The organism is Deltaproteobacteria bacterium, assembly GCA_016874755.1.
In the GTDB taxonomy this organism is placed as follows: domain Bacteria; phylum Desulfobacterota; class Binatia; order UBA9968; family UBA9968; genus DP-20.
Window position 1 is genome coordinate 21975 of sequence record VGTH01000053.1, and the last position, 13979, is coordinate 35953.

Consider the following 13979-nt stretch of genomic DNA (forward strand, 5'->3'; position numbering starts at 1 on the left):
TCATGGCGTTGAGCGCGCAAGAGCAGCGAGTACTTGAACTAATCGACGAGAAGGAACTGATCGATCTGGCCGTAGCCATGGGCAACATCACGGCACCGTCGGGCTACGAGCAGCCGATGGCGGACTTTGTGCTGCGCTGGCTGAACGACAACGGTTTCGAGCGATCGTTTCAGCAGCCGATCTGCGAGGGCCGCTCGAACACGATCGCGATTCTCAACGGCCAAGGCGGCGGGCATAATTTGATTTTCAACAGCCACATGGATTCCGAGCAGGGCATGCCGATGCGCTTGGACGAAGCGCCGCCGCCGGGGCCGACGGCGCGGGTCGATTACAATAAGCGGCGCATCTTCGGCCTGGCGGTGCAGAACGATCGCGGCCCGATGGCAGCTTTCATGATCGCCACCAAAGCGATCAAGCAAAGCGGCGTGAAACTGAACGGCGACATTATCATGACCATGGTCGTCGGCGAGATTGGCATGGGACCGGTGGACGAATTTCGCGGCGCGCGGTTTATCGGCAAGGGTTTCGGCAGCCGCCACGCGGTGACGCATGGCGTGAACGGCGATTTCGCCTTAATTGCCGAGACCACCGATTTCGGCGTGACGTGGATCGAGGCGGGTGCGGCCTATTTCAAAATCACCCTCGAAGGGCGCGGGTTCTACACCCCGCGCATCCCGCCGCGCGGCGCCGTCAAAGAGAATCCTAACGCGCTGATCAAAATGATACCGGTCATTGAAGCGATCGAAAAATGGGCGGTGGAGTATGAGCACAAATATACAATCGATTACCCGGTCGGGAAAATGGTGCCGAAGGTGAGCATCGGCGCGATTCGCGCCGGCGCTCCCTATAAGCCGAGCACGACGCCGCGCAGCTGCAGCATCTACGTCGACGTGCGCGTGCCGCCGCCGATTTCTTTTTCTCAGGTGGAGAAGGAGTTGAAGCAGGTCGTCGCCGCCGTCGGACTCGGCGGCACCGTCGAGTGTTTCATGGCGCGCAAAGGCTACGAAGGGAAGAACGTCGAGCCGCTGGTCGACGCGATCCGTGCCGCCCATGCGGCGGTGCGCGGCAGCCAGCCGCCGCCGGTGGATACGCCGGAGACGAGCATGTGGCGCGACATTAATATATTTAACGAAGTCGGTATTCCCGCCGCGACCTTTGGGATGTCGCGCAAAAGCGCACCGGATGCAGCCGAGCGGTTCGTCGAGATTCAAGACATCGTCGACGCCGCAAAGATGTACGCACTGGTGGCGCTTAAGATTTGTGGCTGACGAGCAGACCAACCTATGAACTACGTGGTGGGTGTCGACATCGGCGGGACGTTTACCGATTGTGTGGTGGTCGACGAAGCCGGCCAGATCACCATCGGTAAATCGCTTTCGACGCCCGATGATTTTTCCCGAGGCGCGTTGAACTCGGTGGCCGATGCGGCGCAGAACTTGGGCATCGATAACGTCGACACGCTGTTCCGCTCAACCCGCTTGTTTTTTCACGCATGCACCATCGGTGACAACACGTTGATCACCCGTGCCGGTGCCAAGACTGGGCTTCTGCTGACGCGCGGCTTTGGCGATACGCTGCACATGATGCGCGGCAAGGTCGCCGAAGGATTGACCGAGAACGAAACCGCGCATCGCTCTGCGCTGGTCAAGCCCGAGCCGTTCGTGCCGCGCCGCTCTGTCGAAGAGATCACCGAGCGCATCGACTACAAGGGCAAAGAGTTGATCCCGCTCGATGCCGAGGCCGCAGAGCAGGCGATCGATCGATTGGTTGCGCGCGGCGTCGAATCCTTCGCCATCTGTTTACTATGGTCGATCGTCAACGACGGCCACGAGCGGCAGCTCGCGGCGATTCTCAAAAACAAATACCCGCAGCTGTTTTTCTCATTGTCGAGCGAGGTGGCGCCCTATCTTGGCGAATACGAACGATGCGCGACGACGGTTTTCAATGCCTACATCGGGCCGAAGATTTCTAGCTACTTGCAGAACTTGCAAAGGACCTTGAAATCTAAGGGGCTGGCTCGCGACCCGTTGATCATGCAGGCGTACGGCGGTGTCCTGGGCATCGAAGCGACCTGCAAGAACGCCGTGGGAGTTATCGAATCCGGCCCTGCCGCGGGCATCGTCGGCACACGTTTTCTCGGCGAACACATCGGCGAGAAGAACATTCTCGCCACCGACATGGGCGGCACGACATTCAAAGTTAGCCTGGTGCGCGATGGTGTCATCGAGCGCGACTACAAGCCGGTAATTCTGCGCTACAATATTTTGTCGACCAAGATCTGGGTCGAGTCGATCGGCGCCGGCGGTGGTAGTATCGCCTGGATCGACGGTGAAACCGGCTTGCTCAAAGTCGGGCCACAGGGCGCCGGCGCGGCGCCTGGGCCGGTCTGCTACGACGTTGGCGGCAGCGAGCCGACGGTTTCCGACGCCGATCTAGTTCTCGGCTACTTGAACGAGAACTATTTTCTCGGCGGCCGTATGAAGCTCAATAAAGCCAAAGCGCTGGCGGCGCTGCGGCAGAAGATTGCCGGGCCGCTCAAAATGACCGAAGTTGAGGCCGCCAGCGGCATCTACCGTATCGCCAATTCCCACATGAGCGATCTGATCCGTAAAGCGACGGTGGAAAAGGGCCACGATCCGCGCAACTTCGTGTTGTTCGCCTTTGGCGGCGCGGCGCCGGTGCACGGCAGCCGCTACGCCGCGGAGCTTGGCGTGCGCCAGGTGGTGATTCCTTTGACCGCGTCGGTGCACAGCGCCACCGGGCTGATCAGCTCCGATGTCGTGTATGAGTATGGCAAGTCGGATCACGTCGTGCTGCCGGTCGACTTGAGACGCGTCAACGATAATTTTTCCGAGCTCCTGCAGCGCGGCGTCAAAGAGCTTGGCGCCGCCGGCTTTGCGCCGAGCGACATTCAAGTGCGGCGCAGCGTCGACATGCGCTATCGCTATCAGATCCATGAACTGAACGTGCCGTTCGCCCCGGGCGCCGAAGCGATCACCGACGCTCACATGACCGAGCTGGCGGCGCATTTCGACGCAATGTACGAGCAGGCTTTCGGCCACGGCTCGGGGTATCGCGAGGCGGGTAAGGAGATTCTTACGTTCCGGCTCACGGTGGTCGGCATGCTTAACAAACCGGACATCAAAGCCGAAGCGCTGAGGAAATCCGACGGCAGCGCGGCGCGCAAAGGCGAGCGCGAGGTATACTTCGAGGAAAACCGCAAGTTCGCGCCAACGCGCGTGTACGACTTTGAGAAAATGCATCCCGGCACGGAGTTCGTCGGGCCGGCGGTGATCGAAACGCCGGTGACCACGGTGATTGTCAATCCACGCGACCGCGTCGCAATGGATGGTTATCGTAATATTAGAATCTACGTCGGAGGAGCCTAATGGAGGCGGTTGTCAGCAGCGTCGATCCGGTTACTTTCGAGATCTTGTCGCATCGCGTCTACCAGATCGCCATGGAAATGGGCACGACGCTGGAACGCGTCGGCGGCACAGTGAACACGACACAGATGCACGACTACATGGCGGCGCTCTATCTCGCCAACGGCGACGTCCTGTGCGCCGGCGATGCCATGGGCTGGCATGTCGCCTGTGCCGGCGTCGCGGTCAAGCGCATCATTGAGCGCTTCGAGAAGCATGGCGGTATCTACCCCGACGATATCTTTTTGCTCAACGATCCGTACGTTGCGGCAATCCATCAGTCGGATGTTTACGTCGTGTCGCCGATCCACTTCAAAGGCAAACTGATGGGTTGGAGCGCGACGTTCGTTCACGTCATGGACATCGGCGCGCTGTCGCCTGGCGGCAACTCGCCGGAAGCTACGGAGATTTGCCACGAAGGCATTCGCATCCCCGGCATCAAGCTGGTCGAGCGCGGCGAGCTGCGCCAAGATTTATTCGATGCGTTCATCAATATGACGCGCCAGCCGGTGATGGTTGGACTCGATCTCAAATGTGAGATCGCCGCCAACAACGTCGCCAAGTCGCGCATGCAGGACCTCTACGAACAGTTCGGTCCCGAGCTGGTGGCGGCGGTGTCGCAGGAGATGCTGCACTATTCGGAATCGATCCTGCGCAAGCGGCTGGAAGAAATTCCTGATGGCCTTTGGCGCGACAGTGGCAGCATCGAGGCAGGCGATACTTGGACGGTCGAAGTAGCGCTCAAAAAACAGGGGAGCCGTTTGCTGTTCGACTTCAGCGGCAGCAGCCCGCAGGCGAAAAAGGGCATCAACATGCCGTACCATGCAACCTTCGGCGCCTGCTACGAGGCGATACTCTGCACGCTGGCCTACGATTTGCCGAAAAATCACGGTGCGCTCAACCCCATCGAAGTCATCGCCCCCGCGGGCACGGTGGTCAATTGCACAGCGCCGGCGCCGGTGTCGCTCAACACCACCTCCGGTGGCGCGACGGTAAAATATGTCGCCAACTCGGTGATCATGCAGATGCTCGCCACCAGCGCGAAGTGGAATGGCGAAGTGATGGCGCTCAACGCCGGCCACCGCTTGGCACGCCATGCCGGCGTCAATCAGCACGGCAACTTTTATGTGTCGACGCTATCGGAAGGCGCGCTTGACGGCGTTGGCGCCGGCTCGTACAAAGACGGCGAAGACACCGGCACCGGGCTGAGCTGTCACAACATCGAATGGCTCGAAGCCAACTTTCCCTTGCTCTATCTCTTCCGGCGCCACACGCCCGGTGGCGCGGGGGCGGGAAAGTATCGCGGCGGCACAGGCAGCGAGTCGGCGCTGACGACCTACGACGCACCCAAGGGGAAAATCCGCGGCGTCGCCCTCGGCGTCGCCGGCTTGCGCAATTCCGGCCAGGGCATCTTTGGCGGTTATCCCGGCGCGCCGAGCTTGCTGTCGCTCGTTCAGGGCGCTCGCGTTACCGAGAAGATCGCCAGCAAAGAATCGCCCGATCGCCTCGAAGAGCTTGGTGGCGAAAGCCAGCTTTTGCCTTATTGCGAATTCGATCTTGCGCCGGACGACATTCTCTACATGCGCATGTCGAGCGGCGGCGGCTACGGCGACCCGCTCGAACGCGAACCAGACAGGGTGCTGCGCGACGTCGCAGACGGCATCGTCTCGCGCCAGGACGCGCGCGCGATTTACGGTGTGGTGATCGATGGCGATGAGCCGGTGTTGGATCGCGTCGCGACGGATAAGCTGCGGGCGGAGTTGTTCAAACAGCGGTTGGAACAGTTCAAGTCCAACGGGACGTAGAGTTCGAATTATTCTCTCGCCAAGGCGCAGAGGCGCAAAGTTCGGAAATAAAAATCTAGACTCCGAACTTTGCGTCTTGGCGCCTTGGCGAGAGAGATTTCTGAACCGTTCACAGCGGCGGATTTCGCTTATGCCACGCGGTGCTGCGCTCGTAGGCATCAGCGACTTGAAACACGATATCTTCGCGGAACGGCGGCGCGACGATCTGCATACCGATCGGCAGTCCTTTCGATGAGTAGCCGCAGCAAACGCTCATGTCCGGGAGCCCAGTGACATTGAACGGAATCGTGTAGCGAGTTAGGAAATTCCCCGCGCGATCTTGCAGATTAATGTTTTTGCCATCGGCTTCGATGTAGCCGCGGTTACAATCGTCGATGCTCGGCGCCGGCGCGAAGATGGTCGGCGCAACAATTAACTGGACTGATTTAAAAGCTTCATCGAACTCTTGGCAGATCAGCCGGCGCACGCGCTGGGCATGGACGTACACCGGCGCAGGGGTCAAGAGACCGGCGATCAAGTTGTACAGCAGCCCCGGACTATAGTCTCTCGGCCGGGTGCGCAAATAATGATCGTGATCGGAGTTGGCCTCGGGCCGCGTGCTCGCCGCTTGCGCCGCGGGGATCAGATCGATGTGCGGAATCTCAATCTCCTGGGTTTTCATGCCGAGCGATTTGAGAGTTCTCAAAGCTTCGTCGAACGCTTGGCGCACTTCGCTAACCGTCGCCTGATCGAAATAATTTTTGATTAGTCCGATTTTCATGCCCTTGACCGGAGCACCGAGGGTTTTCGTATAGTTCATGATCGGCGCATCGGAGCTGATCGGATCTTTCGGATCGTAGCCCGCTGTGTCATTGAGGACGAGCGCGCAATCTCTGACGCTGCGCGTGAAAATCCCGAAATGATTTACGGTGTAGCCGCCGGTGCCGGCGACGCCGCCGTAGGAGCTGATCCTACCGAAGGTCGGCTTCAAGCCGACGGTGCCGCAGAGCGACGCCGGATTGCGCACCGAGCCGGCGCTATCGGTGCCGATGGAGCCCATGCACATACCGGCTGCCACGGCGACCGCTGAGCCGCTGCTCGACCCGCCGGGTATGCAGCTTGTGTCCCAAGGGTTGTATGGTGTGCCGTAAAACGGGTTGATGCTGTTACTGCCCTTGGCCCACTCGTGCATGTTGGTCTTGCCGAGAATGATCGTTCCCGCGGCGCGCAGCCGCTCGACCACCGTCGCGTCGTGATTGGGCACCCAGTCGGCGAGGATCTTTGAGCCGGCGGTGGTGACCACGCCTTTGGTGCAAATATTGTCTTTGATGGAAAACGGAATACCGTGGAGCGGCCCGCGATAGTTGCCCTGGCGAATCTCGCGCTCGGCTTTTTTGGCTGCGGCTAAAGCTTCATCTTCGCACATGGCGAGATAGGCGTTGAGTTTCGGATTAAGCTTCCCGATCCGATCGAGATAGTTCTTGGCGAGTTCCAGCGGTGAGACTTGTTTTTTCTTGATCAGCGGCGCGACTTCGCTGATCGTCAGCCCTGCGAGATCGAGGTCCTTCATTTTTTCTTTCCCTTCTGCGCAGGCGTTGCGATGACCCGCTTGTCGACTTTCGTGAGCGGCGTGATGTCATCGACGTCGACTTCGAAGAGTGGCCGAAACAGCAGCGCGGCCTCCTCGGCCTGCTGTGCCACGATGTCGATTTCCTTGTCGGTGAGCTTGAAACCGTATTCGTCATTCAACCTGCGCACGGCGTCCTTCATAAATTTTCTCTCTCCCGATTTTGTCTAGATGAAATTTTTCTATAAGTTGCCCGGCCATGCTGTCAACACGGATTGACGACGCGCGGATGAGCGGTGGCCTCAAAGCTAGCAGAAGCTACCGGCATACAGTGCTGTCGTGAAATCCTTCATAGAACCAGCGGTAAGGTTGTACCACGTCATATTGTTTGTCACTATTTGTCTATGGTTTGCCCGACTTACTCTCTCGTTGTGACCTTTCGTTGCCTTGCCCCAGTGGCATAGGTTTGGCTAAAACCAGCTCGGAGGCCGTCATGGCTTCAAGAGGGTGTCGGCCCTGTCTCTGTGTTCTTGATGCGCGAACACAGAGAAGAGCTCGTGAAAGTGCAACGTTGTTGACGAACATCCGGGTTGGCAACTTGAGCGGGGAATTCGCTCTATAGAATGGGAGACATTTGTTTAATCTCCTGGTATGGCTCATCACTGTAGCGTGCTTTGCCGTGGCGCTGCGCGCAACCTATCTGATTGCTTTCGAACGGGCGTTGACAGGTTCAAAGAGCAAAAAGGACCCGTTCGATTTTCCTCTCGCCGACGCAAATCCCGTCGCTCTGCCCGCCAGTGATGGAGATAAACCCGACGCAGCTGCCGAACTGGACGAAGCACGGCAGAGAAATCGCGATCTAGTGCGTGAAGTTGCGACCCTCAAAGAAGAACTGCACACGAGCCAATCGACAGCCCAATCGCTGCAAGATCGCTTAGATGCCATGGCGCGGCGCCAAGGTGAATTGAGCAACGAAGAACGCGCGCGCTCGGCCGAGTTCGAGCTCGCGCAGATCCGCAGCATTTATCAAAATGGCGCTCAGCATGGCGATTTAAGCGAGCGGCGTGAAGAAGCATTACGGCAGATCAGTGAGATTGAGGGAGAAATGGCCGGCCTTTTTTCCAATCGTCCTGCGCGGGGCGGCGATGAATGTAACGAGCCGGCGCCACAGCAGACTGACGGAGATGCTGTTGAACGTGAGGAGCTTCGCCGCCAGCTTGCCGAACGAGTCCGAGTCCATTCGGAGATCAGCGACGAAAACCTGCGTTTGCGGGGGGAAATCGGCGCGCTGGAACACCAGCTCCGTGACCAGGCCGCTGAACAACAGCAGGTGCGCAGAGCCCAACAATCTCTAAGTGAGATCGTCGCCAAACTGCAAGCGCTCACCAACACAACCGTGGAGTTGCAGCGTTCTCTAGAAGCCAACCTTGGAGAACCCACGTCGGACCGCGCCAACTCGGTGGAGAGCGGCACGATTCAAGTGGAGAGATAGGGTTCCGGCGCCGTTCGAGCCAAGCTACTTTGGCGCGGCGGCAAATTCAAAATTCAACTCAGTTTTTCCCCCGGCTGACACTTCGACCTTCTTAGTCTGGGTGCCGAGCTTTTCATGCCAAACTTCCACTGTGTAACTCCCCGGTGGGACGTCCTTGAGCGAGAATGCGCCGCTGTCATCGGTTACACCAAAATAAGGATGCTCGGCGACGAACAACCAGCCGCTCATCCAATCGTGCACGTCGCAGCGCACCGGCACGATCTCCGGTTTGTCGAGCTGCACGGTTAACGAAGTCTTGAACTTTGGCTGGGCGAGGTTGAACGGCGAATTAACTTTACTCAGTGTGCGCACGTTGTGGAGGATGCCGTCGGGGTTGAGCACTTCAACGGTGGAACCGGCAATCAGGCCAAGCACGTGCGGCTTGTACTCGCAGCCTTTTTGATCGAGCACGACCTTTTGCGGCGCGTACTTTTTGCCGGTCTTCAGGTCGGTGATGTGCACGACGGCGTTGCGCAGCTCGCCGGCTCCCGAGACCGAAAGGCTCGGATCGGTTTTGCTCGTGCCGCAGGCTTGGGTATCTTTGCCAACTTTGAGCGTGCGCGGCTTGTGCTCGCCTTTATACCGGACCTTGCCGCTCACCAGGCCGCCTTGGCCTTCGGCGGCAGGTTTACTTTCGGCGCCAGGGCTCGGAGCGGTCGCCGCCGGCTGGGCCGGCGCCTGCGGTGCCGGGGTGCTGGCTGGCTTATCGCCGCCGCAGCTCCAAATTAGACACACGCCGCTCAGAACCAAGCCGTTGAGCTTCATCTTGTTGCTCATTTCTCCTCCTCTGTTGGTGGCGCCAGCGAATCGGGTTTACAGATTCATTCTTGCGAAGACATAGCCGACCGGGAAAGTCTGGCACAACATATCATATCGTCCGCGACCGGCGATCGGTCGAGGATAATGTAACAGCAACCGAGCGGCGGTGCAGCAGTCACGCGGCGTAGTGCAAGCGCCGGCGAGTTCTTTTGATTGCCAGCGTGGTAGAGCTCTGCGCGTTTTCAGTGCTTGTGCTTTCCTTCCATTTCAGCAGCATGCGCCGCAGATAACCCGGACTCAGGCCGAGCACTGCGCAAACATGCTCAAAACTGAAGACATCGTCCCGTTGTTTGTCCCAGAACCATTGTTCCACTTCGATGAAGCGCCGCTTCCCTCGCCCCCTTTGGGCGGCGAAGTATTTCTGGAAGCATTTGACGGCGTCGTCGAGCAGCGCCAACATCAGGCGTTTCTCGGGCTGCAAGTGCACACTGCGCTTCATCGTGTCGTAGAATTCGATGACCGTTACCGGATCTGAATAAAATTTCGTAGACCAGTCTTCTTCGCGGCTGTGAAAGCTTCGGGACATTTTCTATCCTCCTCTCATGCACAGGGTTGTCGGTGCCGGTGTCGGCACGGAACACTTTGCATTCCAGAACCGAAACGTTGCCGAAGTGACAACCCCAACCCGGATTATTCATGGCTGCGGCGCGATCGAAGTGAAACTCTTCCGGAGCGAAGGCAACAGATATCCGCTTCGACGCCGCCTTGCAGGGGCGACCGGCGGTCGCCCTGCTCTGCGAATCGCAGTGGAAAGGTCGAAGAGATGCCCAGCATCGGCGCATTAAACCGAACGATTTGCGCTGATGCCTTCGCTCCTCCAGAGTTCCACTTCGATCGACACAGTGTGATGGGTTTACCCGCTCGCATGAATAATTCGGGCTAAGGATGTCTAAGGCAAACTTGGTTTGTCTCCGCCAATAAATTCGTCACACAACGCTTGTGCCGGACCGCGTGTTGGGCGGTGGCCGGCGCGAAGATCGTTGAAGGTACTTTTTCGATTGCTCTTAGAGAGTGATGCGGAGCGGCGGAGATCGTTGGAAGCGGTTGGATAATACCGGCCAAGTCGAAAGGTTTTGTTTGAGATCAAAACGCAGCGAAGCGGCGCTGAGAGTGACACCGGAAATGCCGGCGATCTTGCTCAGGCCAAACCAGGGCCGCACGGTGTCGCACTGGCGGGAGCGTGCAAGGCAGTGCGCATGGGGTTTGCCGATGGAGGCATCGAACTTGACCATCCGTCCGTCGTAATAAAATGCCGGCATCACCGCAGCCCAAGAGATCTGAGCGATGAGGGCGAGCGCGATGGCAACTAGCACGTTCTTGTTAGGGCGAAAACGCATCGTCAAGATTCTTTCAAAATATTTTTCCAAGTCAATCGTTGCGCACCAGTCCGAGCGAAAAAATGTCACGCTAAGGGAGCAACTCCGAGGGAAAAATATGATTGCCGGATCGTTATGCCCGACTTTTCGTCAAGGGAGTCTGAGATGGACGAAGCCGAGTGCCGAGCGAAAAAAAAGAGCGGCCGGAGCCGCCCCTAAGGGGTCATTCGTGCGGTAATCCCGGAGAGGTTACGGCTTCATCGCCTCGGGAAAATATTTCGATGGTGCCCAGACGTTAACCGCGAAGTTGCGGCAACCCAAGATGCGCAGTTCGCGCATGATGCGGATGTAGTCCTGGGAATCGATGAAGTCGCGCCAGTGCTCCATATTTTCAAAGTCGATGGTGATCGCGACATGGGGCGAGACTTCGAGCGGGTTGCGATAGTTGCGAATCTCGATGACGCCTTTGTGGGCAAGCGTCGCCGGCAGCCAATCGTTGCGCGCCTTGTTAGCGTAAACTTGCAGGTTGGCTTTTTGGTCCGGCAAGTCCCACTGGATGACGAAGTGCACCATGACGAAAATGCCTCCTACTGGGTGGCGCGCACAAGGCCGCCGTCAATCGCGATGGTCGTGCCAGTGATGTAGCTCGCGCGGTCGGAACCCAAGAAGACGATCAAATCCCCGGCTTCATCTGCGGTGCCGTAGCGACCAAGCGGCACTTCGGCGGCCATTTCTTTGTCGATCTCTGCCACTGGCCGGCCGAGTCTTTCGGCGCGCGCTTTGTTTAGCTTCTTGGCCCGATCGGTGTCGATGCGGCCCGGGCAAACGTTGTTAAAAAGTATGTTGTCACGCGCCAGTTCGCGTGAAAGCGTTTTCGCCCAGCCAATGACTGCGCTGCGCACGGCATTCGATAGCACCAAACCGGCGATCGGCTCTTTGACCGAATAGGAGGTGATGTTGACGACCTTGCCGCCGCCGACTTTCTTCATGTGCGGCACCGCCTCGCGGGTCATGCGCATGGTGCTCATGAAGCTCAAATTAAACGCGTTCTGCCAGTCTTCGTCGGTGAACTTCATGAATTCACCGGGAGGCGGACCGCCGGCGTTGTTGACGATGACGTCGATGCGGCCGAAGTGTTTGGCGCTGTCGTCGACGAATTTCTTGATATCATCCGCCTTCGACATGTCCGCGGCGATGGCGAGCACGTCGCCGCCGGTGGCTTTGCGAATCTCGTCCGCGGTGGCTTTCAGCGCCGCTTCGCCGCGCGCGCAGATGGCCACTTTGGCCCCTTCCCGGGCAAAACCCATCGCTGCTGCCTTGCCCATGCCTTGGCTCGCACCTGCGACCAAGGCCACTTTACCCTTAAATCCAAGATCCATTGGCTAATCCTTCCCGAGCGTTGATGTGATTGACGTGACTGTGCCAGATACTAGCAAACCGATTTTCCCGGCGCTACTTCTGCTGCCAATAAATGTTGTCGCGAAACTTCGGTTCGAGCCGTTTCAAGTAAAGACAGAGCATGCCATGCACGCCGAGCTGGCGCAGCCGGCGCGGATCGCCGGAGCGCAGCGCATCTTTTTCTTCGCTGGAAAGCTCGTAGTTGCCCATCACCGATGCAAAATCGGTCAATGCCCTTTGGTATACCGTCTCGTTCATCTTCAAATCAAACATTAAACGGCTGAGTTCGTAGCAGCTCATGGGTCTTTCTCCATCGAAGCGTATATGCTTAAACCTGGCTCCAGCTGACAAAACCCCAGCCGGTGGCGACGAAATCGGGCATGTAGCCCGTGTAGCTCGCCTTGGCTTTACCGACGGCACCGAGTACCACCATCCAATTGAGAAACTCCGTGTCGCCCGCTTGCAGTAGGTCTTGCACCGAATAATCGCAGAGCGTTTGTCCCTTGCCCTCGCGCATCACTTGTAAAAGCTGGTGATCGAATTTTTCGTCGATCTCACCGATGCGCGGCGAGCCGGGGAAGTGCGACAGACCGCCGGTGGCGAGGATGGCGATGCGCTCTTTGGAGCTGTCCGCCACGGCGCGGATCAACTCGCCCACTTGATAGCAGCGGCGCGGTGACGGCGCCGGATCCACCCAAGTATTGACGTAGATCGGCAAGATCGGCATCTGCGCTTCCTTGGCGAGAAAATAGAGCGGCACGGTCTGGGTGTGCTGCAGCTCGACGTATTCGCCGTAGGAGAAATCGATGCCTTTGTCATAGCCGGCACGGACAATCGCTTTGCCCAATTCTCTATGGTTCTTGTAGTGAAACTTGTGGCGCGTGAACTGTCCTTTGACTTCGTCGCCGATGGTGACGAAGAAGCTCGGAATGTTGTTCCAAAAAAAGTTGACGAACTGATCGTTGGCGACAACGATCAGGACATCGGGTATGGCTTGGTCCAAATCTTTCTTGAGGGCCGCGAAGGCGGCTTCCGCGTCGCGGCGCAATTGCAGCTGCTGTTCGAAGGTGGGCCGTTTGGCGTCTCCCTGCGGCGCCATGCTGTAATGCAAATCCATGAAGTCTTCCCATTCGCGCCCCGGTTCTAAGAGAATATTGGGCGCGTGGCTAGCGGCGAGGGCGGATACAAGTGGCATAGGGACTCCTGGTCTTATTGGCGCGGCTGGGTCCATTTAATGGAGCGCTGAACAAAAAAGCAACGAGATTCGCGGCTCGATTCCTGCCGGCTTTCAGAGAATGCGATAGCCGCGCATCGACCAAAAAACTAGAGCAACGATCACGGCGACGGAGATGATCGGGTGATCGATAACCCAGTTTACCGAAGGTTCGAGCAGATGATCCAACGTGAAATCGACCAGCTTTGAAAGTCTATCCATCGTTTTCTCCAGCGCTGAGCCTAAGCAGTAACACCTCTAGCCCGGATTATTCATCGCTGCAACGCGATCGAAGTGAAACTCTTCCGGAGCGAAGGCAACAGATATCCGCTTCGATGCCGGCCTGTAGGGGCGGCCGGCGGTCGCCCTGCTCTGCGAATGGCAGTGAAAAGGTCGAAGAGATGCCAAGCATCGGCGAATCAAACCGAACGATCTGCGCTGATGCCTTCGCTCCTCCAGAGTTCCACTTCGATTGACACAGTGTCATGGGTTTTCCTCGTCGCATGAAGAATTCGGGCTAGGTCATGGGTGCCACCGATTTTCGGTGGCGGCTTGACTACTTTACACGTCCGAACACGCTCCTAGCAATCTTTGGTAACCCGACCCTACCTGCGAGCAATTATCTGTACAAAACTGCTCAACGAAGGACAACAATTGTTTGAAAAAGGTGCTTTGGGCGCTCGCAATGGACCTGGCTGGAAGCAGTTCAGCCTCTATAAATAGCTGAAATAAAGGGGAAAAAATGCGCCATGAGGTTGGTGGCATTGGCCTTGCTCATAGGCCGGACAACAAATTGTTCGAGCCGTTGTCAATAGGTGTGTAAAAAGATACTAGGCGGCGACCCTCATCTCTTTGCCATTGTCATACTTCGTCCCGCGCGCTACTTTTCCGACAAGCTGTGGTGCGTTCAGTTTGCGGAAGCTCTT

The 13979-nt window shown here is 57.9% G+C and carries 13 protein-coding genes; 4 read left to right on the plus strand and 9 right to left on the minus strand.

Going from position 1 to position 13979, the window contains the following annotated elements:
• The first annotated feature begins 2 nt into the window (after positions 1-2).
• The 3 genes from FJ145_23255 to FJ145_23265 are packed head-to-tail and all read left to right on the plus strand — an operon-like array spanning position 3 to position 5230.
• Positions 3-1268 (plus strand): M20/M25/M40 family metallo-hydrolase, encoded by a 1266-nt coding sequence (locus FJ145_23255; protein MBM4264328.1) that lies wholly within the window; start codon positions 3-5, stop codon positions 1266-1268.
• 15 nt (positions 1269-1283) lie between these two features.
• Positions 1284-3389, plus strand: coding sequence for a hydantoinase/oxoprolinase family protein (locus FJ145_23260; GenBank protein ID MBM4264329.1), 2106 nt, complete (start codon positions 1284-1286; stop codon positions 3387-3389).
• Positions 3389-5230: a hydantoinase B/oxoprolinase family protein gene (locus FJ145_23265; GenBank protein MBM4264330.1), complete on the plus strand. Its 1842-nt coding sequence runs from the start codon at positions 3389-3391 to the stop codon at positions 5228-5230. Before FJ145_23260 ends, FJ145_23265 begins: the two co-directional genes overlap by 1 nt.
• A 109-nt stretch (positions 5231-5339) precedes the next feature.
• Here the strand turns inward: FJ145_23265 and FJ145_23270 are convergent, their stop codons facing one another.
• Positions 5340-6779, minus strand: coding sequence for an aspartyl/glutamyl-tRNA amidotransferase subunit A (locus tag FJ145_23270; GenBank protein MBM4264331.1), 1440 nt, complete (start codon positions 6777-6779; stop codon positions 5340-5342).
• Positions 6776-6979, minus strand: coding sequence for a hypothetical protein (locus tag FJ145_23275; protein MBM4264332.1), 204 nt, complete (start codon positions 6977-6979; stop codon positions 6776-6778). The genes FJ145_23270 and FJ145_23275 overlap by 4 nt, the downstream gene beginning before the upstream one ends.
• A 431-nt stretch (positions 6980-7410) precedes the next feature.
• Here FJ145_23275 and FJ145_23280 point away from each other — a divergent pair, with 431 nt between their 5' ends.
• The gene (locus FJ145_23280; protein ID MBM4264333.1) at positions 7411-8268 is read left to right on the plus strand and encodes a hypothetical protein; all 858 of its coding nucleotides are present in this window, start codon (positions 7411-7413) and stop codon (positions 8266-8268) included.
• A gap of 24 nt (positions 8269-8292) precedes the next feature.
• Here the strand turns inward: FJ145_23280 and FJ145_23285 are convergent, their stop codons facing one another.
• The 7 genes from FJ145_23285 to FJ145_23315 form a co-directional block, all read right to left on the minus strand.
• Positions 8293-9084, minus strand: coding sequence for a hypothetical protein (locus tag FJ145_23285; protein ID MBM4264334.1), 792 nt, complete (start codon positions 9082-9084; stop codon positions 8293-8295).
• Between the two features lie 157 nt (positions 9085-9241).
• Complete coding sequence (locus FJ145_23290; GenBank protein MBM4264335.1) at positions 9242-9652, minus strand: hypothetical protein; 411 nt, start codon at positions 9650-9652, stop codon at positions 9242-9244.
• A 478-nt stretch (positions 9653-10130) separates the two neighbouring features.
• Positions 10131-10532: a hypothetical protein gene (locus FJ145_23295; protein ID MBM4264336.1), complete on the minus strand. Its 402-nt coding sequence runs from the start codon at positions 10530-10532 to the stop codon at positions 10131-10133.
• A 159-nt stretch (positions 10533-10691) separates the two neighbouring features.
• Positions 10692-11015, minus strand: coding sequence for a hypothetical protein (locus FJ145_23300; GenBank protein ID MBM4264337.1), 324 nt, complete (start codon positions 11013-11015; stop codon positions 10692-10694).
• 14 nt (positions 11016-11029) lie between these two features.
• Complete coding sequence (locus tag FJ145_23305; protein ID MBM4264338.1) at positions 11030-11821, minus strand: SDR family oxidoreductase; 792 nt, start codon at positions 11819-11821, stop codon at positions 11030-11032.
• A 73-nt stretch (positions 11822-11894) separates the two neighbouring features.
• Positions 11895-12140, minus strand: a complete 246-nt coding sequence (locus tag FJ145_23310) for a hypothetical protein (protein ID MBM4264339.1) — start codon at positions 12138-12140, stop codon at positions 11895-11897.
• A gap of 28 nt (positions 12141-12168) precedes the next feature.
• Positions 12169-13071, minus strand: coding sequence for a hypothetical protein (locus FJ145_23315; GenBank protein MBM4264340.1), 903 nt, complete (start codon positions 13069-13071; stop codon positions 12169-12171).
• Positions 13072-13979: the final 908 nt, after the last annotated feature.